At 62.5% G+C, this 20,996-nt stretch carries 20 protein-coding genes; 10 read left to right on the top strand and 10 right to left on the bottom strand.

The features are described from left to right. The first annotated feature begins 14 nt into the window (after nt 1-14). The gene (locus tag PQR42_RS41945) at nt 15-1,031 is read left to right on the top strand and encodes a chemotaxis response regulator protein-glutamate methylesterase (RefSeq protein ID WP_408212132.1); all 1,017 of its coding nucleotides are present in this window, start codon (nt 15-17) and stop codon (nt 1,029-1,031) included. Nucleotides 1,032-1,091: 60 nt separating this feature from the next. Then, complete coding sequence (locus PQR42_RS41940) at nt 1,092-2,180, top strand: diguanylate cyclase (RefSeq protein WP_408383881.1); 1,089 nt, start codon at nt 1,092-1,094, stop codon at nt 2,178-2,180. A 107-nt stretch (nt 2,181-2,287) separates the two neighbouring features. On the opposite strand, the gene mdeB is transcribed toward PQR42_RS41940, so the two are convergent. Then, nucleotides 2,288-5,035: an alpha-ketoglutarate dehydrogenase gene (mdeB, locus tag PQR42_RS41935; protein ID WP_408383882.1), complete on the bottom strand. Its 2,748-nt coding sequence runs from the start codon at nt 5,033-5,035 to the stop codon at nt 2,288-2,290. Nucleotides 5,036-5,187: 152 nt separating this feature from the next. Here mdeB and PQR42_RS41930 point away from each other — a divergent pair, with 152 nt between their 5' ends. Next, on the top strand, nt 5,188-5,715 hold the full coding sequence (locus PQR42_RS41930) for an Lrp/AsnC family transcriptional regulator (protein WP_115781476.1): 528 nt from the start codon (nt 5,188-5,190) through the stop codon (nt 5,713-5,715). 19 nt (nt 5,716-5,734) lie between these two features. Here the strand turns inward: PQR42_RS41930 and PQR42_RS41925 are convergent, their stop codons facing one another. Then, nucleotides 5,735-6,547 carry an SDR family NAD(P)-dependent oxidoreductase gene (locus PQR42_RS41925; protein ID WP_408383887.1) on the bottom strand — a complete coding sequence of 271 codons (813 nt, stop codon included), beginning with the start codon at nt 6,545-6,547 and terminating at the stop codon, nt 5,735-5,737. A gap of 177 nt (nt 6,548-6,724) precedes the next feature. Here PQR42_RS41925 and PQR42_RS41920 point away from each other — a divergent pair, with 177 nt between their 5' ends. Further along, on the top strand, nt 6,725-7,666 hold the full coding sequence (locus PQR42_RS41920) for a GlxA family transcriptional regulator (RefSeq protein WP_408383889.1): 942 nt from the start codon (nt 6,725-6,727) through the stop codon (nt 7,664-7,666). 68 nt (nt 7,667-7,734) lie between these two features. Further along, the gene (locus tag PQR42_RS41915; RefSeq protein WP_408212116.1) at nt 7,735-8,160 is read left to right on the top strand and encodes an HIT family protein; all 426 of its coding nucleotides are present in this window, start codon (nt 7,735-7,737) and stop codon (nt 8,158-8,160) included. A gap of 224 nt (nt 8,161-8,384) precedes the next feature. On the opposite strand, the gene PQR42_RS41910 is transcribed toward PQR42_RS41915, so the two are convergent. Next, nucleotides 8,385-8,591, bottom strand: a complete 207-nt coding sequence (locus tag PQR42_RS41910; RefSeq protein WP_408212114.1) for a hypothetical protein — start codon at nt 8,589-8,591, stop codon at nt 8,385-8,387. Between the two features lie 96 nt (nt 8,592-8,687). Further along, nucleotides 8,688-8,867 (bottom strand): hypothetical protein, encoded by a 180-nt coding sequence (locus PQR42_RS41905; protein WP_408212111.1) that lies wholly within the window; start codon nt 8,865-8,867, stop codon nt 8,688-8,690. Between the two features lie 283 nt (nt 8,868-9,150). Here PQR42_RS41905 and speG point away from each other — a divergent pair, with 283 nt between their 5' ends. Continuing rightward, on the top strand, nt 9,151-9,693 hold the full coding sequence (gene speG, locus PQR42_RS41900) for a spermidine N1-acetyltransferase (RefSeq protein WP_132376474.1): 543 nt from the start codon (nt 9,151-9,153) through the stop codon (nt 9,691-9,693). 454 nt (nt 9,694-10,147) lie between these two features. Beyond that, complete coding sequence (gene sap1 / locus PQR42_RS41895; protein ID WP_408383891.1) at nt 10,148-10,486, top strand: surface attachment protein Sap1; 339 nt, start codon at nt 10,148-10,150, stop codon at nt 10,484-10,486. 257 nt (nt 10,487-10,743) lie between these two features. Here the strand turns inward: sap1 and PQR42_RS41890 are convergent, their stop codons facing one another. From PQR42_RS41890 to PQR42_RS41870, 5 genes are all read right to left on the bottom strand, one after another. Further along, nucleotides 10,744-12,477, bottom strand: a complete 1,734-nt coding sequence (locus tag PQR42_RS41890) for an IlvD/Edd family dehydratase (RefSeq protein WP_408383892.1) — start codon at nt 12,475-12,477, stop codon at nt 10,744-10,746. Between the two features lie 39 nt (nt 12,478-12,516). Then, complete coding sequence (gene araH / locus PQR42_RS41885) at nt 12,517-13,521, bottom strand: L-arabinose ABC transporter permease AraH (protein ID WP_408206950.1); 1,005 nt, start codon at nt 13,519-13,521, stop codon at nt 12,517-12,519. A 70-nt stretch (nt 13,522-13,591) separates the two neighbouring features. Continuing rightward, on the bottom strand, nt 13,592-15,139 hold the full coding sequence (gene araG / locus PQR42_RS41880) for an L-arabinose ABC transporter ATP-binding protein AraG (RefSeq protein WP_408383894.1): 1,548 nt from the start codon (nt 15,137-15,139) through the stop codon (nt 13,592-13,594). A gap of 87 nt (nt 15,140-15,226) precedes the next feature. Beyond that, nucleotides 15,227-16,231, bottom strand: a complete 1,005-nt coding sequence (locus tag PQR42_RS41875; protein WP_408383895.1) for an arabinose ABC transporter substrate-binding protein — start codon at nt 16,229-16,231, stop codon at nt 15,227-15,229. A gap of 126 nt (nt 16,232-16,357) precedes the next feature. After that, on the bottom strand, nt 16,358-17,806 hold the full coding sequence (locus tag PQR42_RS41870; RefSeq protein WP_408383897.1) for an aldehyde dehydrogenase family protein: 1,449 nt from the start codon (nt 17,804-17,806) through the stop codon (nt 16,358-16,360). Nucleotides 17,807-17,996: 190 nt separating this feature from the next. On the opposite strand from PQR42_RS41870, the gene PQR42_RS41865 reads away from it, so the two are divergent. Both PQR42_RS41865 and PQR42_RS41860 read left to right on the top strand, forming a co-directional pair. Further along, entirely contained in the window at nt 17,997-18,974 is a 978-nt protein-coding gene (locus tag PQR42_RS41865; RefSeq protein ID WP_408206958.1) for a LysR family transcriptional regulator, read from the top strand. A 142-nt stretch (nt 18,975-19,116) separates the two neighbouring features. Continuing rightward, nucleotides 19,117-19,671 (top strand): YaeQ family protein, encoded by a 555-nt coding sequence (locus PQR42_RS41860; RefSeq protein ID WP_408383899.1) that lies wholly within the window; start codon nt 19,117-19,119, stop codon nt 19,669-19,671. A 25-nt stretch (nt 19,672-19,696) separates the two neighbouring features. Here the strand turns inward: PQR42_RS41860 and PQR42_RS41855 are convergent, their stop codons facing one another. Continuing rightward, nucleotides 19,697-20,122: a VOC family protein gene (locus PQR42_RS41855; RefSeq protein WP_408206962.1), complete on the bottom strand. Its 426-nt coding sequence runs from the start codon at nt 20,120-20,122 to the stop codon at nt 19,697-19,699. A gap of 396 nt (nt 20,123-20,518) precedes the next feature. Here PQR42_RS41855 and PQR42_RS41850 point away from each other — a divergent pair. Further along, nucleotides 20,519-20,996 (top strand): Ada metal-binding domain-containing protein (locus PQR42_RS41850; RefSeq protein ID WP_408495571.1); only part of this gene is annotated, 478 nt, incomplete at its 3' end.

Here is a 20,996-nt window from a genome sequence, read left to right as displayed (position 1 = left end):
ACGGGTAAAAACGGATGAAAATCGGAATCGTCAACGACATGCCGCTCGCCGTCGAGGCGCTGCGTCGCGCGCTCGCGGCGCGCCACGACTACGAGGTGCTGTGGATCGCGCAGGACGGCCAGCAGGCGGTCGATTTCTGCACCGCGCAGCGGCCCGACATCGTGCTGATGGATCTGGTGATGCCGAACGTCGACGGCATCGAGGCGACGCGCCGCATCATGGCGCGCGCCCCATGCGCGATCCTGATCGTCACCGTTGACGTGGGCGCCAACGCATGGCGCGTCTATGAAGCGATGGGCGCGGGCGCGCTCGACGCCGTCGATACGCCGTCGCTCAGCGGTCCCGACGCGCACAAGAGCATCGCCACGCTGATCGCGAAGATCGACCGCATCGCGGCGCTCGTCAAGGAACGCAATGCACCCGGCGCGGCGGCCGCGTCGTCGTCCGCCTGCGCGACGAACCGCGACACGCCGCTGGTGGCGATCGGTGCATCGGCGGGCGGACCGGCGGCGCTTGCCACGCTGCTCGCCGGCCTGCCCAGGGATTTTGCAGCGGCCATCGTCATCGTGCAGCACGTCGACGCGGCGTTCGCGGCCGGCATGGCGGACTGGCTGAACCAGCAATCGGCGCTGCCGGTGCGAATCGCCAGCGAAGGCGACCGTCCGCAAGCGGGCATCGCGCTGCTCGCCGCCACCGATGATCATCTGCATCTCAGACTGCCCAACGTGCTCGGCTACACGCGCGTGCCGGAAGAGACGCCTTACCGCCCTTCCGTCGACGTGTTTTTTCACAGCGTGGTGGCGCGCTGGCCGGCGCGTGCCATCGGCGTACTGCTAACCGGCATGGGCCGCGACGGCGCGATCGGGCTCAAGGCGATGCGCACCAAGGGTTATCACACGATCGCGCAAGACGAGGCGACCAGCGCCGTGTACGGCATGCCGAAAGCGGCTGCCGCGCTCGACGCCGCCGCCGCGATCCTGCCCTTGCCGCGCATCGCTGCCGCGCTCGCGACCGCGGTCAACGCGCGCTAGCCGCACACGTGCCGCCTATGATCCGCTTCGAATCACTGACACTCATTCTGGGTGAAACACATGGACACTCCTGAACCGCATCAAAACGCCGCCGCGCAGGACCTTGCGTCGGACGCGGTGGTCGCCCCCAATCTCGCGATCGATGACGCCCTGGCGCGCATCCTCGGCAATCCGCCCGCAGCCGAGTGCCCGATCATGGTGTTGCTGGTCGACGACCAGGCGATCATCGCCGAGGCGATTCGCCAGGCGCTGGCCGACGAAGCGAGCGTCGACTTTCACTACTGCGCGTCGCCTGAAGAAGCGCTGCGCTGCGCCGCGGAAACGCGCGCGACGGTGATCCTTCAGGACCTCGTGATGCCGGGCACGGACGGTCTCACCCTCGTGCGCCAATACCGGCAGAATCCGGCGACGCGCGATATTCCGATCATCGTGCTGTCGACCAAGGAAGAGCCGCTCGTGAAAAGCGCGGCCTTCGCCGCCGGCGCCAACGATTATCTGGTGAAGCTACCGGATCGCATCGAGTTGATCGCGCGCATCCGCTATCACTCGCGCTCGTATCTGAACCTGATTCAACGCGACGAGGCGTACAAGGCGCTGCGGCAATCGCAGCAGCAATTGCTCGCAACGAATCTGGAATTGCAACGGCTCACGCATTCGGACGGCCTGACGGGACTGTCGAATCGCCGCTATCTCGATCAATATCTGGCCGCCGAATGGCGTCGCAGCACACGCGACAAAACCGGCCTCGGCTTTTTGATGATCGATGTGGATAACTTCAAGGCTTACAACGACACCTATGGGCACGTCGCCGGCGACGAAGTGCTCAAGCGGGTCGCGCAAACCGTCGAATCGTGCCTCGGACGCTCGGCCGATCTCGCGGCGCGCTTCGGTGGTGAAGAGTTCGCGGTGGTGGTGCCGGGCACGTCGGCGGGCGGCTTGCGTCTGCTCGCGGAAAAGATCCGCATTGCAATCGAGGCGCTGGCGATTCCGCATTCGGGCTCCGCGACCGGCGTCGTGACGATCAGCATTGGCGCGGCGACGCTCGTGCCGTCAGCCGCCGAGCCGGTGACGAAGCTGATCGAAGCGGCCGACGTCGGCTTGTATCGCGCGAAGCGGGACGGGAAGAATCAGGTGGCGGTGAGTGACTGATTGTTCGAGATGTGATGCTACTAACGTGCAATGAAAACGCGCCCGTCTGCAGGGCGCGTTTTCATTTGTCGCAATGGCAATGGCAGTAACGATGCGTTAGGCGTTTTCTAGCATTGCCAGGACGCTGCGCCGACCGCGGCGTCACCGAGGTACTTGCTACGCGCTTCGACAAGCACGCTTGTGTCGATTGCGCCCTCGTCGGCCAGCGCCTTCAGCGCGGCGATCACAATCGCCTTGCGGTCTACTTCGAAAAACTCGCGCAACGCCTGACGCGTATCGCTGCGGCCGAAACCGTCGGTACCGAGCGTCACATAACGGCGTGGCACGTATGCGCGAATAAGTTCTGGCACGGCACGAACATAGTCGGTCGCGGCGATAATCGGGCCTCGCGACGGTTCGAGCGCTTGCGTGACATACGGCGCGCCGGTCGCTTCGCCAAGACGCGCGAGCCGTTCCGATGCCATGCCGTCGCGCTGCAATTCGGTGAAACTCGTGACGCTCCACACCGCCGCGTCGATCCGCCAGTCGTCCTTCAACATCTGTTGCGCCGCAATCACTTCGCCGAGAATCGCACCCGCGCCGAGCAGTTGCACTTGAGCTTGCGTGCTCTCCTGCTCCTGCGCTTGCGCAGCCAGCGGATAAATGCCCTTGAGAATCCCTTCGCGCAACGCCTGCATGTCACCGCCCGGCACCGAAGGCTGCGCGTAGTTTTCGTTCATCACCGTGACGTAATAGAACACGTCGCGCTGTTGTTCCACCATCTCACGCATGCCCTCGTCGACGATCGCGGCAACTTCGTACGCGAACGCAGGATCGTAAGCGCGGCAGTTCGGAATCGTCGATGCCGCCAGATGGCTCGAGCCGTCCTGATGCTGCAGGCCCTCGCCGCCGAGTGTCGTCTTGCCCGAGGTCGCGCCGATCAGGAAGCCGCGCGCACGTTGATCCGCCGCCGCCCAGATCAGATCGCCGATGCGCTGGAAACCGAACATCGAGTAGTAGATGTAGAACGGCAGCATCGGCAGATCGTGCACGCTGTACGACGTCGCCGCCGCGATCCATGACGACACCGCGCCCGCTTCCGAAATGCCCTCTTCCAGGATCTGGCCTTTCGTATCCTCGCGGTAGTAAAGCATCGAGCCGAGATCTTCCGGCTCATACAACTGCCCGAGCGGCGAATAGATGCCGACCTGACGGAACATGTTCGCCATGCCGAAGGTACGCGCTTCATCGGCGACGATCGGCACCACGCGCGGCCCGACTTCCTGATCCTTGAGCAGCGCGGTCAGCATGCGGACCAGCGCCATCGTCGTCGACATCTCGCGGCCGTTCGAGTCCAGCGAAAATTGCCCCCAGGAGGACACCGGCGGGACGGTCAGCCCCTTCGATGCAACTCTCCGCCTTCTGGGCAGATAGCCTCCGAGAGCCGCCCGGCGTGCATGCAGGTATTGCATTTCCGGGCTGTCTTCCGCGGGTTTGTAGAACTTCACCTGTTCGACGTCCTCGTCCGTGAGTGGCAGGCGGAAGCGATCGCGAAACGCCTTGAGGTCGTCGAAGCCCAGCTTCTTTTGCTGATGCGTGGTCATGCGGCCCTGGCCCGAGGTGCCCATGCCGAAGCCCTTCATCGTTTTCGCGAGGATCACCGTCGGCTGGCCGCGATGGTCGAGCGCCTTCGCGTAGGCCGCGTGCAGTTTGCGCACGTCGTGACCGCCACGGCGCAGGCGGTCGATGTCGTCATCGCTCAATTGCGCGGCGAGCGCGGCAAGCTCCGGGTTCTGGCCGAAGAAGCGCTCGCGGTTGTAGGCGCCGTCGTTGGCCGAGAAGGTCTGGAATTGGCCGTCGACGGTATGCGCGAACGCGCGCAGCAAGGCGCCGGTGCGATCGCGCGAGAACAGCGCGTCCCAGTCCGAGCCCCACACCACCTTGATCACGTTCCAGCCGGCGCCGATAAAGTGCGCTTCCAGTTCATCGATGATGCGGCCGTTGCTGCGCACCGGACCGTCGAGCCGCTGCAGATTGCAGTTGATCACGAACACGAGGTTGTCGAGCCCTTCGCGCGCGGCCAGCGAGAGCGCGCCGGTCGATTCCGGCTCGTCCATTTCGCCGTCGCCGAAAAAGCCCCACACCTTGCGGCCTTCCGTCTGCGCGAGGCCGCGATTGGCGAGATAGCGCATGAAACGCGCTTGATAAATCGCGTTGATCGGGCCGATCCCCATCGAGCCGGTCGGGAACTGCCAGAAGTCCGGCATCAGCCACGGATGCGGATACGAACACAAGCCCGGACCGCCGATCTCGCGACGGTAGTGCTGGAGATGCTGCTCGCTTAAAAACCCTTCGAGGTAAGCCCGCGCATACACACCCGGCGACGAATGCGGCTGGAAGTACACGAGGTCGCCCGTACCCTCTTCGCCGCCAGGCGCGGCCGCGCGAAAGAAATGGTTGAAGCCGACCTCGAACAGATCCGCCGCCGACGCGTAACTCGCAATATGGCCGCCGAGTTCGCCGTAGGCCTGGTTCGCGCGCACCACCATCGCGAGCGCATTCCAGCGCAGCGCGGCGGCGAGCCGTTCTTCGAGTTCGAGATTGCCCGGATAGCGCGGCTGTTGCTCGAAAGGAATCGTGTTTTGGTACGGCGTGACATTGGTGCGCGCCGATTCGACACCAAGCGTCAACGCATGACTCGCGAGCCGGTCGAACAGAAATTGCGCACGGTCACGGCCGACGTGCGCGACGACCGCGTCGAGCGCTTCAAGCCACTCGGCGGTTTCCTGCGGATCGGTGTCCGCCTGCTCCGCGCTTTCAACACGCTGCGCATTCAAAGACCGCAACTGCTCGCTACCGCTGGACAAATCCGTCATGGCACCACTCCCGCATCGACGCGTTTGGTTCAAGATCGAGTGAGTCAATGGTAACCACGTGCTCACAAAATGAGCGTCTCATTTGCTTGTGGTCCCGCGCTGCGATAGGCTATTTATTCCGGATTTCGCCACCACGACAGAATATTTCATCTATGACCACGCCACCCAGACGGCTGGACCGCATCGACATCGGCATCCTCAGCCAGTTGCAGCAGAACGCGCGCATCACCAATGCGGATCTCGCGCGCTCGGTGAACCTATCGCCCACGCCGTGCTTCAACCGCGTGCGGGCGCTCGAAAAGCTCGGTCTGTTCAAGCAGCAGGTCACGTTGCTGAACCCGGAGCCGCTCGGGCTGCGCATCAACGTGTTCATTCAGGTGAGTCTGGAAAAGCAGGTGGAAGACGCGCTGCAGCGCTTCGAGCAGGCGATCTCGGAACGTCCGGAGGTGATGGAGTGCTACCTGATGACGGGCGACGCCGACTATCTGCTGCGCGTGGTGATGCCGGATATGCAGACGCTGGAGCGCTTCATCGTCGATCATCTGACGAAGATTCCAGGCATTTCCAATATCCGCTCGAGCTTTGCGCTCAAACAGGTGCGATACAAGACGGCGTTGCCGTTGCCGTCGTCGGGATTGACGCTGGTCGATCCCGACGACGTGTCGACTGACTGGCGCTGAAGGCGCTTTCAGTCCGGCTTTACGCGGAAGCAGCGCCGCGCGTGTAGCGTGCGGCCGGCAGCTTATGCGACAGATTCGGCTGCAGGTGCTGGCGCGCGCTGTTGAAGCGCTCCCAATCCGTCGCATCCGGCAACGACGGAATCGTCACCAGTTCGCCCTGGTCGAGGCCGGCGAGCGCGGCGTCCACCATGTCTTCGGCGGTCATCACGATCTGTTGCGGCAGATGTTCGACCGCGAGGCCCGCGCGGTCCCAGAATGCCGTGCTGGTCGCGCCTGGCAACACCGCCTGCAATTGCACGCCCTTGCCACCCACTTCGTGATGCAGCGACTGCGTCAGGTTGAGCACGTAGGCCTTGGTGCCGCTGTACGTGCCGTTCAACAGTTCCGGCGACAGCGCCACGATCGACGAAATATTGATCACGACGCCGTTGCCCCGCTCCACCAGGCCCGGCACGACCGCCGCCGTCAGGCGCGTGAGCGCGGTGACGTTCAGGTCGATCATTTTTTCGAGCTCGTCCACGTCCGAATCGATCAGCGAGGCCGTCGCGCCGACGCCCGCGTTGTTGACCAGCATCGTGATGCCACGGTCCGCGCGCAACCGTTCTTCGATGCGGCGCACGTCGGCTTTGACGGTGAGGTCCGCGCCGATCGTCTCGACATGGCGGCCGGTTTCCGTCTTCAGACGCTCGGCCAGTCCGTTCAGCCGCTCGACGTCGCGCGCCACCAGAATCAGGTCGTAGCCGCGCCGCGCGAGGCGGTCTGCATATACCGCGCCGATACCCGACGATGCACCCGTCACCAATGCCGTTCCCTTACCTGCTTGCGTTGCCATTTGAATCTCTCCTTGCGGGCGTCGCGCGTTGTGCCTCTGCCCTGTCCGATGAATGGGAAAACCCGGAAACCTCCGCCGCCGCAACGTTTTTGGTGGCATTGCGGTGTTGACGAGGCAAGTCTAGGCGCGTAGCCTGTTGTCTCAAATGTCGTATTTACCTCGTTTTAGGACATCGCAATGAAACACGTCGGCGTGGTGGTTTTTCCCGGCTTCCAGATTCTCGATATGGTGGCGGTCTCGATCTTCGAGCTGGCCAACCTGGAGGCCGGCCAGCCTGAGTACGACGTGGAGGTTATTTCGGAGCATGGCGGCATGGTGCGCAGCTCGGCCGGCGTCGAGATCGCCACCCGACCGTTCGGCGATCCGGCGTACGACACCGTGGTGGTCACCGGCGCGATGCAGATCGCGCCGTCGTCGCCGGGATTGCTGGCGTTTCTGAACGAGGCGCTGGTCGCCTCGCGGCGCACCACCAGCATCTGTACCGGCGCGTTCGTGCTGGCCGAGGCCGGGATTCTTGACGGCCGCCACGCCACGACCCACTGGATTCACGCTCGCAATCTGCAGCGGCGCTTTCCACAGGCGCGCGTGGATGAAGACCGCATCTTTATCGTCGATGGGTCGGTGTGGACGTCGGCCGGCATGACGGCGTGCATCGATCTGTGTCTGGCGCTCGTTGAAAACGATCTCGGCGTGGAGGTGTCGCGCGCAATCGCCAAGAAGCTCGTTGTGTACCACCGCCGCACCGGCGGCCAGTCGCAGTTCTCGGCCATGTTGGACTTGGAGCCGAAATCCGACCGCATCCAGAACGCGCTGTCGTACGCCAAAAGCCATCTGCGCGAGCCGTTGACGGTCGAACAGCTCGCCGACGTCGCGCATCTCAGTCCGCGCCAGTTCAGCCGTGCGTTTCGCGACGAAACCCGTCAATCGCCCGCCAAAGCCATCGAGGCATTGCGCGTCGAAGCCGCGCGCGCCATGCTGGAAGCGGGCCGCCATTCCATGGAGGCGGTGGCCGCGGAGACCGGCTTCGTCGATACCGAACGGATGCGGCGCGCCTTTCTGCGCGCGTTCGGTCAGCCGCCTCAGGCGATCAAACGCGCAGCGCGCGTGGGCGTGGTGTAACACAGGTGATGGACAATGTCGGCAACAGCGCTTTACCCGATATGACCTTCCACCATGAGAGGAACGCGATGAAATACGACGACAGCAATCCCTTCGCAAGGATTCTGCGTGGCGAACTACCCTGCATCAAGGTGGCCGAAACCGATGCCGCCCTCGCCTTCATGGACCTGATGCCCCAAGCCGACGGCCATCTGCTGGTGGTGCCGAAGGAAGCCGCTGCGGAGATTTTCGAGTTGTCGGATGCCTCGACGGTGGCATGCATGCGCATGACACAGAAGCTCGCGATTGCGGTGCGCGCGGCGTTGCGGCCGGACGGCGTGTTCATCGGACAATTCAATGGCTCGGCTGCGGGACAAACGGTGCCGCATGTGCATTTTCATGTGATCCCGCGTTGGGAAGGCCAGCCGCTGCGCATGCATGCGCGCGATGTCGCCGACGCGGACACGCTCGAAGCGCTCGCTAAGCGGATTCGCTCGCACTGGCGCGCCGACTGAGGCCGTCATGCGCCGTAACATGTGTAAAAGCCGCTGAAACCAGCGTTGCGTGCCGCACGGCTAGACTGCTCCTTGCCTTGGTCCTCACAAGGCATTGAGTGTGGATCTCTTTTTAGCCTGCCCGAAACGGGCAGGCTTTTTTATTGGCGCACTGCGCGTCGCCCCGCCCCTGCCCTTGCGGCACGCGCAAAAAAACCCGCGCGCGGCGGGTTTTCATTTCATCACTACCGATGGTATGGCGCCGGCCCGTGATGCGGCGGCGGACGACGATGATGGTGATGGCGCGGCGCCGGCACGCGACGGCAACGCTTCACCAGACGGCCATGCACCCATACACGTTTGCACACCACGCGCGAGTGCGCCTCGGCAGCCGCCGGCACGAAGCCGGTGGCCGTCGCCGCCAGCAGCATCAATGACATCAGTTTGCGCACGAATCCTCCCGTTCAACGGGCCGCCATTTTAAGACGGCACATGGATTCGTGCAGTGCAGCACGCAGGAGGCCCAATCGGCGAGCCAACGCAACGCGTTAAAGACGATCCCGCGAGCGCCGCAGCGGATGCCGCCAGTCGATGCGGCGCGGTCTCACATGCATGGGCCGCATGTCGTGCAGGTGCCGGTGTTCCTGCCACAATTCGTCGGAGAAAAGAAATGCGACGATCAGCAGCGGAATGACCAGAAAAACGCCCAATATCAAGTTCTCGATCACGGTGGCCTCCGATTGCAGGAGCATGATTTCATTGTAGAGCACCGCGCGTACCCGTACCGTGCCGCGCGCCTCACAATCGCGACGATCGAGTCAAACACAGGCCTGCGACAACGCGACGCCCTTCACTCGCGGGACTCGCATGCCGCCGGGCTTATCGCAAGATAATGCTGTGCGGGCGCGAGAGCTTGCAAGAACTCCCCGCACCGCGCCCTGACTAACTGGAAAGCGCCCGAGCCGAGACGGAACGCGCGTATCCAAACCAATAATTCTCAAGGGGAATCCAATGACGACCGAACGCAGCAGCGAACTCACCTTGCGCCCGCTCGAGCGCACCGATCTGCGCTTCGTCCATGAAGTGAACAACAACGCGAAAATCATGCGTTACTGGTTCGAGGAGCCGTACGAAACCTTCTCGGAACTGACCCAGCTTTACGACCAGCACGTGCACGACCTGCGCGAGCGGCGCTTCGTGGCGATCGACAACGAGGGGCAAACCGTCGGCGTGGTCGAATTGATCGAGCTGGACTATATCCATCGACGCGGCGAGTTTCAGATCATCATCGCGCCGCATGCGCAAGGCCGCGGCTACGCGACCCTCGCCACGCAGCTCGCAACCGACTATGCGTTTTCAGTGCTGAACCTGCGCAAGGTCTATTTGATCGTCGACAAGTCGAATACGGCGGCGATCCACGTCTACGAAAAGTGCGGCTTCAGGCACGAGGCCGAGCTGATCGAGGAATTTTTCGGCAATGGCAGCTATCACAACGCCTTGCGTATGTGCATGTTCCAGTCCGAGTTCTTCGAGGCCAATCGGCACGTCGATTGACTCCGCGAATGCGCACAGGGTCCTCCGTTTGGCAGACCCTGTGCGCACCACCCTCACACCTGGCACCGTTTATCTTCTGCAAACACACCGTTATTTCGCGATTCCGCTTTAGTCGGTTGAATGACTTTGTGTGCAACGCACCAATTGCGCCGATTAAATGTAGTAAATCACTTAATTGGTGCCTCTCGTTTACGCGAATACGCGCCGCAAAGCTTTACTGGTTAAAGCGCCGTGCCCCGCCCGTCGTTTAGTTATCCGTCGCAATCACGACTATTTAAGCCATTGCTCAACGATTAAGCAGGTGTCGCGGACGGTGCGACAATTCGCCGCTGTTGCGACCGCACACAAGATGTGCTTGTCGTTCTCTCGCGTTCTCCTAAAGTGCAAGATGCGGGTTCAACGTTAAAGTTAAATACATAGCTAACCTGAGTATCCACCCGCACCGGAGGAAAATATGAAAATGCGATTCGCCCTTGTTTTCGCCATTGCGGGATTGGCTGCCGCCACTGTTCAGGCGCAAGACGTCATGATCAAGCCGCAGCAAACCATCCAGTTCAAGGCCAATGCATATGGCTGCCTGTCGAAGGATAAACTCGACGCCGCCGACCAGCATGCGCAAGCCGGTGAACAGCAAAAGATGCAGGAATTCTTCTCGGGATATCAATGTGTTTCGACACCGGAAAACTCGAGTTTCCGCGTCGTCCGCGTGGTCGGTCACGACGTCGAATTCGTGAATTCGAGTAATAGCGATACGCAAGGCCTCTGGGCAAACGATCGATTCATCAAGCAATAAGCTGAACGCCGACATTCCGGCGAAAACGCCGGAATGTGATTTTGCGCGGGTGTACATCCTCTGGCTTAATAAGCCGGGGTGGTGAACCTGTGAGTTAAAAATCGGCTGGGCATAAAATGCCCGGCCGTTTTTATTTGCACGCGTTGGCTTCGCTTTGAAACAGGCAGAAAAAAGCCGATGCGGATCGTCTGAATCCGCATCGGCAGTACGCCTTCTCGCAAAGCGCAGGGAACAACTGTTAGCTCATGACGTGCGGATCAATGTGAGTCGCGTGGCACCGGCGCGCCGCTCGATCCGACGAGGAAGTCGAGATCCGCGCCCTGATCCGCTTGCAGCACGTGTTCGACGTAGAGCTTGTAGTAGCCGCGTTTGGGCGCCTCCGGTGGCTGCCATGCGGCGCGCCGGCGCGCGAGTTCTTCGTCGGTGACATCCAGATGTAGGCGGCGTGCTTCGACGTCCAGTTCGATCATGTCTCCGGTCTGCACGAACGCGAGCGGCCCGCCCGCAGCCGCTTCCGGCGACACATGCAACACCACCGCGCCGTACGCCGTGCCGCTCATACGGCCATCGGAAATGCGCACCATGTCCGTAATGCCCTTCTGCAGCACCTTTTTCGGCAGCGGCATGTTGCCGACTTCCGCAAAACCCGGATAGCCCTTCGGCCCCGCGCCCTTGAGCACCATGATGCAATGCTCATCGATATCGAGCGACTCGTCATCGATCTTCGCGTGCAGTTCCTCGATGTTCTCGAACACCACCGCGCGACCGCGATGCTTGAGCAACGCCGCTGTGGCCGCCGATGGCTTGATCACCGCGCCATTCGGCGCCAGGTTGCCCTTGAGCACAGCGATGCCGGCCTTCGGCTTGAACGGCTCGGCGAACGTCGTGATGACTTTCTCGTCGTGATTCGGCGCGTTGCGTACGTTGTCCCAGATCGTCTTGCCGTTGACGGTCAACGCTTCTTTATGCAAGAGCCCTTGCTCGCCGAGTTGCTTCAACACGGCGGGCAAACCGCCCGCGTAGTAAAAATCCTCCATCAAATACTCACCGGACGGTTGCAGGTTCACGAGACACGGCACGTTCGAACCCAGCTCCCAGTCTTCAAGCGATAACTTCACGCCAATCCGCTTGGCCAGCGCGATCAGATGAACCACCGCATTGGTCGAGCCGCCGATCGCCGCATTCGTGCGGATCGCGTTTTCAAACGCCTGGCGCGTCAGGATCTTGTCCATCGTCAGGTCTTCGCGAACCATATCGACGATGCGTCGTCCGGCCAGATGCGCCAGCACCTGGCGGCGCGCATCGACCGCCGGAATCGCCGCGTTGTGCGGCAAGCCCATGCCGAGCGATTCGACCATCGACGCCATCGTCGACGCCGTGCCCATCGTCATGCAGTGACCGCGCGAGCGGTTCATGCACGACTCGGCTTCGGTGAATTCTTCCTGCGTCATCGTGCCGGCGCGCACTTCCTCGGACATCTGCCAGACACCTGTTCCCGAGCCGATGTTTTTGCCACGAAACCGGCCATTAAGCATCGGGCCGCCGGAAACCGCGAGCGCGGGCAGATTGCACGACGCCGCGCCCATTAGCAAGGCGGGCGTGGTCTTGTCGCAACCCACCAGCAGAATCACGCCGTCCATCGGATTGCCGCGAATCGACTCCTCGACATCCATCGAGGCCAGATTGCGAAACAGCATCGCGGTAGGGCGCAAATTGGTCTCGCCGAGCGACATCACCGGAAACTCGAGCGGCAAGCCGCCCGCCTCATGCACGCCTTTCTTCACGTACTCCGCCAGTTCGCGAAAGTGCGCGTTGCACGGCGTCAGTTCCGACCACGTATTGCAAATGCCGATCACCGGACGTCCGTCGAATTCGTCGTGTGGGATGCCCTGGTTTTTCATCCACGAGCGATGCAGAAAACCGTCGCGGTCCTTGAGGCCGAACCACGCCTGGCTGCGTAGCGGCTTTTTAGTCTGGTTCGAATCAGCCATGAAATCTCCTGTTGGCAAACATGTAGAGCGGGGCGCGCGTCAGTGCACGCGCTTGCTGCGGCGGAACTGATCGAACAGCACCGCGAGCAGCAGAATCCCGCCGCGAATCAGGTATTGGTAGAAGGTCGGCACGTTGAGCAGGCTCATGGCGTCCTGCACCGAGCCCATGATCAGCACGCCGACCAGCACGCCGGAAATCGTCGCGACCCCGCCCGTGAGCGAGACGCCGCCGAGCACGCACGCGGAAATCACGCCGAGTTCGAGGCCGACGGAAGTCTTTGGGTCGCCGAGGCTCATACGTGACGCAAGCATCACGCCTGCAAATCCGGTGACGAGGCCCTGTAATACGAACACTGTGATCTTGATGCGAGTCACCGGCAAGCCTGCCAGCAACGCCGCCTCGCTATTGCCGCCGACGGCCAGCACGTTCTTGCCGAACACGGTTTTCTTCAGCAAAAAACCGAACAGCACGAAGCCGACGATGTTGCTCCAGATCGGATACGAAATGCCGAGGAACGCGCCGCCGCCGAGGTCGAAGAAACGCTCTTCGGAGATCATCACGGCGTCGCCGTTCGAGGTGATGTAGGCGAGGCCGCGCACGACCTCCATCATGGCAAGCGTGACGATCAGCGAGTTGATCTTGTAGCGCGCGACCAGCACGCCGTTGACGAGTCCGACCGCGCCGCCCGCGAGCACGCCGGCCGCGACGCCGAGCAGCACGCTATGCGTCGCGGTGATCAGCGTGGAGGCCACCACGCCCGCAAACGCGACGATCGACGCCACCGACAAATCCACTTCGCCGAGCGCGAGAACGAACATCATCGTCACGGAGATCGAACCGATCAGCGTGACGGAGAGCAGCAAGCCCTGGATATTTCGCGAGCTCAAAAAATCCGGCACGGTGAACGACAAAGCCGCGAACAGAATCACGAACACCATCACGATGCCGGACTTGTTGATCAGGTCCCAGGTACGCGCGGCGCGCGCGCTCAGGCCCGCTGAGGCGACGGCTGGGGTCGAGGAATCGGTTGAGGGTGTATGCATGGTGTGTATTCCGTGTCAATGGCGCGATTCGATTCAATTGCCTTCGTTGTGTCGAGGATTTAAGGCAGCGTCAGCGGGGCAGGGCGAGCTTGATCAGCGCATCCGGCGTGGCCTGCGCCTTGGGCAGATCGCCGACGATGCGGCCTTCCTTCATCACGATCACGCGATCCGCCACGCCGATCACTTCGGCCAGATCGCTCGACACGACGATCACCGTGCGGCCCGCCTCGGCGAGCCCATACAGCAGGCCATAAATCTCGCTGCGCGCGCCGACGTCGATGCCACGCGTGGGTTCGTCCATCAGGAACACGTCGATGTCTTCAGCGAGCCAGCGCGACAGAATCACCTTCTGCTGATTGCCGCCGGAGAGCGTGCCGATCGGCGTGTCGCCATTGCGCGTCTTGATCGCGAGCTTGCCGATGAACTCTTTCGCGGTCTGTGCTTCCTTGCGGCCGTTGAGCACGTTGAAGCGGCTGAAATGGCGGCGGCAACTGATGTTGAGGTTGTCCGATACCGAGGCAATCGAGACGATGCCTTCCTGCTTGCGATCTTCGGGACACAGCGCCACGCCAGCGCGCACGGCGTCGCGTGGTGTGGCAAAGTGCACGCGCTTGCCTTTGAGCGTGATCTCGCCGGCTGCAGGTTTGACCGCGCCGTAGATGAGCTTCATCAACTCGGAACGTCCCGCGCCGACGAGTCCGAAGAAACCGACTATTTCGCCTTTGCGCGCCGTGAAAGAAGCCGGTTCGCGCAGGCCACGTCCCATCAATTCCTTGACGTCGAGTTGCACGTCGCCGAGGTCGCGCGAGCGATAGCCGTACACGTCGGCGATCGAACGGCCCACCATGCAACTGATCAGGCGATCGCGATCGAGTCCTTCACCCGCTTCGAACGTATCGATGCGGCGGCCATCGCGAAACACCGTGACGCGATCGCACAGTTCGTAGACTTCATCCATTCGATGCGTGACGTAGATGATCGCGCGACCCTCGGCCTTCAACGCGCGAATGATCCGGAAGAGTTGCGTCGTTTCACGCGACGACAGCGAACTGGTCGGTTCGTCGAACGCGATTACGCGCGCGTCGCGCATCAGCGCCTTGCCGATCTCGATCATTTGCCGCTGGCCGATCGAGAGATTCTTCACTTGCTGCGACGGATCGATCTTTTCGCCGAGGCGTTCCAGTTCGCGCACGGCGCGCGCCACGAGCGCTTTTTCGTCCAGCACGCCGAAACGATTCGGCAGGGCGCCGAGCATCAGGTTTTCGGCGACCGTCAGTTCCGGCACCAGATGCAATTCCTGATAGATGATCGCCACGCCCGCGGCAATCGCGGCCTTCGTCGTGACGAACTGCTGTTCGACGCCATCGAGCGACAAGGTGCCCGCCGCGGGCTGATTCACGCCGGACAACACCTTGAGCAGCGTCGATTTGCCGGCGCCGTTTTCGCCCATCAAGCCGTGCACTTCGCCGCGCCGCACTTCGAGCGACACCTGGTCGAGCGCGAGCACGCCGGGAAAGCGCACGGTGATCCCGTCGAGTCGCAGATAGGGCTCGGTGGACGCGAGCGCAGGCGAGGGCGCCGCTTCGGCGATATGGGACTCGGTGTGTGAGGACGTCATCGAAAAACCTCAAGCTGGTGAACAACCTGTGCGGGCCGCTCTCGCGTGAGCGAGAAACGGCCCGCAGCGTGCAAACTCGAATCTCGCTTAAATACCGAGTTCTTTACGCACGTCCTGCCAGTTGCCACGCACCATCAGCTTGCCGGTGGTCTGCGTATCGGCGGGCGGCTGCTTGCCGTCCTTGATCCACTCGACGAGGTTCTCCGTGCTTTCCTTGCCGTGCATCGTCGAGCTGACGGCGATCGTGCCGTAGAAGCCCGTCGGTTCCTTCTTCTGGAATTCGGCGAATGCTTCGCCCGCGCCGTTGATGCCGACACCGATCACGTCCGCCGCCGGAATGTGCAATTGCTCGGTTGCGCGTACGCCGCCCAGCACGCTTTCCTCGTTGAGCGCGAAGATCACCCACTTCTTGATGTTCGGATGCTGCGCGAGCACCGGCGACGACGCGTTGAAACCGCCTTCGTCATCGGTCGTCTTTTGCGGGGCGTCGAAGATGTTTTCCTTCTTGAAGCCGCCGGCGATGAGCGATTGCGTCGCGCCATCGGTGCGTAGTTTCGCGGTCGGCAATTCGTAGTTCGTGATGCGCAGCGCGCCGACTTCTTCCGGCTTCCAGCCACGGCGCTTCATCTCTTCAGCGATCGCGGTGCCGACCTGATTGCCGATCTTGAACGCGGACATGCCGAGATGCGGCACGTTCGGCAGCGGCTTGCCGGTGGAGTCGACCAGTTGATCGTCGACCGTGACGAACTTCATGTTGTAGCGCTTCGCCCGTGCCTGGATCGCCGGTCCGAGACGCACGTCCGGTGCGCAGATCACGAAGCCTTTGGCGCCTTGTGCGCCGAGGTTGTCGATCGCGGCCAGCACTTTTTCACCGTCCGGCGTGCCGATGTTCACCACCGAGAAGCCGTCTTTCTGGCCGAGCGCGCTCGCGGCTTTCTGTTCGTTGATGAACCATGCCTGTTCCGGCATCTTCACGAGGAAGCCGACTTTGAGCGGCGCGTCCGCGTGTGCGGAAAGTTGTGCGGCAAAAGGCGCGGCGAGGGCGGCGGCCGCCATCGCGGATAGGGTCAAACGGCGAAGCTTGCTGGTCATATCTGTCTCCTGAGGTTGAAGGGCTGCATTGATTTCGTTTAATTGCAGCGGGTGATGCGCGGCGGCGTCAGCCGGGACGTGGATGAGCGTCGGGGTGCGCGGTGAGGTGAAGAGATCTCGTCACCATCAGCCCGCCACGTACGCCGTTTTCACGGCGCTCCAGAAGGCCGCATCCGTGGCGCCGTAGGCGGACGCCTTACGGCCGCCGCCGGGCGCGTGATGCTCGACGGCAGTGGTCGGCAGATTGATCGTGACGAGGCCACTGTGCACATGACGGCGAAAATGCCGCGCGCGATTGAGCGAGCGCGTGCAGATGCCGGCGCACAGACCGTATGCGGTGTCGTTCGCGAGATGCAGCGCGTGGTCGTAGTCGTCGGCGCGCAGCACGACGGCGAGGGGGCCGAAGATTTCCTCCCGCGCGATACGGTGTTCGGGTTCGCCGATGAAGAGCGCCGGTTCGAAAAAGTAGCCGCGCGTGGCGCGCTCCAGTTGCCGGCCGCCATGCAGCAATTGCGCGCCTTCCTGCTGACCGATGCGCACGTAGTCGAGATTGCGCTCCAACTGCGCGGCGTTCGCCACAGGACCCATGTCCGTGCCGTGCTTTAACGCGTGGTCGATCAAGAGTCTGGCGAGCTTCGCCTGCAATGCGTCCACGAACGGCTCGAACACCGCGCGTTCGACGATCAACCTCGCCGCCGCTGTGCTGCGTTGGCCCGTCGAGCCATAAGCGCCGGTCAAAGCTGCCTCGACGGCGCTGTCGAGATCGGCATCGGCCAGCACCACGAACGGATTCTTGCCGCCCATCTCGAGCTGCACTCGCGCCTGCCGCGCGGCGGCGGCTTGCAGCACGCGTGTGCCGGTTTCCGCCGAGCCCGTGAAGCTGATCGCCGCCGTCAGCGAATGCGCGACGATCCGCGCGCCGACCTGGCGGCCGCTGCCCATCACGAGATTGAACACGCCAGCGGGCAAACCGGCGCGGCTGATGATCGAGGCCAGCGCCGCCGCGCAAGCCGGCACCGATTCGGCCGGCTTGAAGACGACGCAGTTGCCGTGAGCGAGCGCGGCGCCGATCTTCGCCGCGGCAATCGCCAGCGGCGCGCTCCACGGGGCGATGATGCCGACCACCCCGAGCGGTTCGCGCGTCACGTCGATCTCGACGCCGGCGCGCGCTGACGCGACGGGCTCGGCGAAGGCGCGCATTGCCTCGGCCGCGCACAGCTTGAAAATCTGCCCGGCACGCGTCGCTTCAGTTAAGGCCTCGGGCAGCGTCTTACCGACTTCACGCGCGAGCAGCCGGCCGAGTTCGTCGCGGCGCGCGAGCACCTCGCTGCCGATGGCGTCGAGCGCATCCGCACGGCGCTGCGCCGAACCCATCGACCATTCGCGGAAGGCCGCGTGCGCCGCTTCGATGGCCATATCGGTTTGCCGCACGTCGGCTCGTACATATTCGCCGACCGGTTCGTCCAGGTCCGACGGGTTGAGCGAGACGCCCGTGGTCGCGCCCGTCTCCCATCCGCCGTTGATGTAGTGGCGGAACGGACTTGCAACGAGTGGGACGAGCGGATCGCGGTTCATCGACGGAAAGGCGCCACGTGAGGAAGCTCAGAAAGTCCACGAATGGTATGAGCCGCCCCAATAACTTTCCAATCCCTTTTTAGGCCATCCCGATATCAATTCCGGTATGGCATGATGGAGCCTTGCCTCGGCAGAGTGCGCGGTTCGTGGCTTCGAGCCGCGTCATCAGAAAACAGGTTGGAGACAGGCCATGACGCGTAGCTACTCGAACTGGTTCGTGCGGGCGCGGCTCAAGACGCGGCAGTTGCTGCTGCTCGCGGCGATGGAAGAGGAGGGCAACGTCCGGCGGGCCGCCGACGTGCTCGGCATGACCCAGCCAGCCGCGTCCCGTTTGCTGAAAGAGCTCGAGGACATGCTGGAAGTGAGCCTGTTCGACCGCACGCCGCACGGCATGCACGCCACGCTGTACGGCGAGGTGATGATCCGTCATGCGCGCATGGTGCTGTCGAACCTAAGTCACGCACACGACGAAATTTCGGCACTGCGCGCCGGTCTGGCAGGCCAGGTGCGGATCGGCGTGATCGCGGCGGCCGCGGCGACCATGGTGCCGCGCGCGATCGCCAGCGTGAAACAACGCTATCCGCAACTGCAAATCTGGGCAGAGGTCGAAACCTCCGATGTGATGCTGCCGCGACTGGCGGAAGGTGAATTGGACATCATGATCGGCCGCGTATTGGAGCGGCAGAACCAGTTCAAGACCGAAGTCCGCTACGAACCGCTCGCCGACGAGCCGCTTTGCGTCGTGGCGCGTCCCGGCCATCATCTCGAAAATGAGACAGGTTTGACACTGCGCGGAATTGTCAACGCCAGCTGGGTTTTGCATCCGCCGGGCAGCGTTTTGCGCCATCGCTTCGATCTGATGTTTTCGCAAATCGGGCTGAATCCGCCGCAAAACGTGGTCAATACCAACAATTTTCTGGCGATTTCGAGCTTGCTGCTCCAAAGCGACATGTTGGCGGTTTTACCCGACGAAGTGGCGCGTCAATACCAACAGTATGGCGTTCTGAAGCGAGTACCGATCGATTTACCGTGCAGGATGGATACATTCGGTATCATCACGCGCCAGTCGCACCTGCTTTCGCCGGCGGCCTCAGTCGTGCTCGAAGCCTTGCGGGAAGCCGCTGGCGAGGTCTACGGCACCGCTTTCGAACCGACAGTGGCGCGATAAATGCTTCTCCCGTGGTCATGGCAGCCGGCTGGCGGCGCGGGAGGAACAGAAGATGTACAACAAACACGGAAAACGGCAACGCGCCGTCGACGATTCCTTTTCAGTTCGCTCCGGTGGAGCGAGCGCCTGGTTTAGCAACGGCATGGCTCTCAAATCGACGATTTACAAGGCGGAACTGCAGATCGCCAACATGGACCGGCACTACTACGCCGACCATTCGCTGACGATCGCCCGCCATCCCTCGGAAACCGACGAACGGATGATGGTCCGCGTCGCCGCGTTCGCGCTGTTCGCGCAGGAACGTCTCGAATTCTGCAAAGGCTTGTCGGATGTGGACGAACCGGATCTGTGGGAGAAGGATCTGACCGGCGCGATCGAAACCTGGATCGAGGTCGGCCAGCCGGATGAACGGCGCATCGCCAAGGCGAGCGGCCGCTCGAACGAGGTGATCGTGATCGCTTACGGCGGCCGCGCATCGGATATCTGGTGGCAGGGCGTGCGCAACAAGGTGGAGCGCATGCGCAACGTGACGGTGTGGTCGCTCGGCGAAGACGTCGCCACTGCCCTCGGCTCGCTGGCCGAACGGACCATGCGGCTGCAATGCACGGTGCAGGACGGTGAAGCATGGCTCGGCAGCGCCGAAGCCGATGCGGTGAAAATCGAATGGACGGTGCTGAAGGCGCCCGCCAACGCCTGACGCTTTTTGAGGGCTACAAGCAAGCTTATAGCGACGTCACACGCGCCGCTTCCGGGGGCCCCTTGAGTTCGACCATGTTGCCTTCCGGGTCGAACAGATACAGCGACTGTCCGTAGCCGTCCGCGCCGTAGCGCTGCCCCAGTTCGCCCAGCCGCGCGCCGTGTTCGACCAGATGCGCCTTGAGCGCTTCAGCGTCAAACGGATCGATGCGCAAACACACATGATCCATATTCCGCCCCGTACCGGGCACGCCGTTTTCAGCGTGGTCGAGCTTGGCGCCTACCTGCAACAGGTCGATTAACGAACGGCCCGCGCGTAACTGCGTCAGGCCCAGATCGCGCTGCTCCTTTTCGATGCGGCAGCCGAGCACGTCGCAATAGAAACGCGACATGGCTTCGACGTTCGTCGCCCGAATGACAACGTGATCGATCTCGCGAATGTGGATTTTCATGTGGAACGCCCCTTGGCTGACTCTCAGAACGGGTGAATTGCCAGTGTAGAAGAAGAAAGGGCGGCGCTGCGAGTACAGGCCGTGAAACCGCCTTGAGGGCCCGATCAGGACCGTATGGACGAAAAAAAGCCCGCTCTATGTGGAGCGGGCTGAATCCATATCAGGAGGAGACATGGAGGAGACAAGTACTAATATACACATGCACCTGGTGCGGCGCAATAACTTTTTAAGGGAAAACCCGATATCGTGCCAAATTGTCGCAGTTTTCCGCTAAACGGACGCCTGGCGGGGCTTTGGGTCTACGAAGAAGCGCAATGACAGAGCAAGAACCGGAGCGTAGTGTGTCGGCATGCGGCCTACATTGGTGAGCATCGACACCGTCTCTCCGGGACCATCATGAACCGCAAACCTACTGATACCGCCTCCAGCGCCACCACGTGGACTTCCGACGACGCGCGCTGGGAAGCCGTCACGCACCGCGAATCGCAAGCCGACGGCGCGTTCTTCTATGCCGTCAAAACGACCGGCGTGTTCTGCCGTCCGTCGTGCGCCTCGCGCCTGCCGCACCGTGAGAACGTCGCGTTCTTCACGGACGCTGCCGCCGCGCGCGCCGCGGGCTTTCGCGATTGCAAGCGCTGCCAGCCTGGCGGACTGCCGCGCGAGCTGGAAATCGTCAATCGCGCGTGCGCCGCGCTGGACGCCCAGCCGCAAGAGCGCCTCACGCTCGCGCAATTGAGCGACGCCGTGCACGTCAGCCCGTTTCATCTGCAACGGCTGTTCAAGCGGGTGGTGGGTGTGTCGCCGCGTCAATATCAGGCCGCGCAACGCGGCGCCGCGTGGCGGGACGCGCTCCAGAGCCGGTGGGGGATAGACA

This window comes from Paraburkholderia sediminicola (genome assembly GCF_046027355.1).
Taxonomy (GTDB): domain Bacteria; phylum Pseudomonadota; class Gammaproteobacteria; order Burkholderiales; family Burkholderiaceae; genus Paraburkholderia; species Paraburkholderia sediminicola_B.
Note: the sequence above shows the minus strand (reverse complement) of the source record. Positions and strands in the feature narration are given on the sequence as shown.

Excerpts from the sequence above, each read along its gene's own strand:
- PQR42_RS41945 (WP_408212132.1), top strand. The coding sequence starts at position 15 with ATGAAAATCGGAATCGTCAACGACATGCCGCTCGCCGTCGAGGCGCTG.
- PQR42_RS41940 (WP_408383881.1), top strand. The coding sequence starts at position 1,092 with ATGGACACTCCTGAACCGCATCAAAACGCCGCCGCGCAGGACCTTGCG.
- mdeB (WP_408383882.1), bottom strand. The coding sequence starts at position 5,035 with ATGACGGATTTGTCCAGCGGTAGCGAGCAGTTGCGGTCTTTGAATGCG.
- PQR42_RS41930 (WP_115781476.1), top strand. The coding sequence starts at position 5,188 with ATGACCACGCCACCCAGACGGCTGGACCGCATCGACATCGGCATCCTC.
- PQR42_RS41925 (WP_408383887.1), bottom strand. The coding sequence starts at position 6,547 with ATGGCAACGCAAGCAGGTAAGGGAACGGCATTGGTGACGGGTGCATCG.
- PQR42_RS41920 (WP_408383889.1), top strand. The coding sequence starts at position 6,725 with ATGAAACACGTCGGCGTGGTGGTTTTTCCCGGCTTCCAGATTCTCGAT.
- PQR42_RS41915 (WP_408212116.1), top strand. The coding sequence starts at position 7,735 with ATGAAATACGACGACAGCAATCCCTTCGCAAGGATTCTGCGTGGCGAA.
- speG (WP_132376474.1), top strand. The coding sequence starts at position 9,151 with ATGACGACCGAACGCAGCAGCGAACTCACCTTGCGCCCGCTCGAGCGC.
- sap1 (WP_408383891.1), top strand. The coding sequence starts at position 10,148 with ATGAAAATGCGATTCGCCCTTGTTTTCGCCATTGCGGGATTGGCTGCC.
- PQR42_RS41890 (WP_408383892.1), bottom strand. The coding sequence starts at position 12,477 with ATGGCTGATTCGAACCAGACTAAAAAGCCGCTACGCAGCCAGGCGTGG.
- araH (WP_408206950.1), bottom strand. The coding sequence starts at position 13,521 with ATGCATACACCCTCAACCGATTCCTCGACCCCAGCCGTCGCCTCAGCG.
- araG (WP_408383894.1), bottom strand. The coding sequence starts at position 15,139 with ATGACGTCCTCACACACCGAGTCCCATATCGCCGAAGCGGCGCCCTCG.
- PQR42_RS41875 (WP_408383895.1), bottom strand. The coding sequence starts at position 16,231 with ATGACCAGCAAGCTTCGCCGTTTGACCCTATCCGCGATGGCGGCCGCC.
- PQR42_RS41870 (WP_408383897.1), bottom strand. The coding sequence starts at position 17,806 with ATGAACCGCGATCCGCTCGTCCCACTCGTTGCAAGTCCGTTCCGCCAC.
- PQR42_RS41865 (WP_408206958.1), top strand. The coding sequence starts at position 17,997 with ATGACGCGTAGCTACTCGAACTGGTTCGTGCGGGCGCGGCTCAAGACG.
- PQR42_RS41860 (WP_408383899.1), top strand. The coding sequence starts at position 19,117 with ATGGCTCTCAAATCGACGATTTACAAGGCGGAACTGCAGATCGCCAAC.
- PQR42_RS41855 (WP_408206962.1), bottom strand. The coding sequence starts at position 20,122 with ATGAAAATCCACATTCGCGAGATCGATCACGTTGTCATTCGGGCGACG.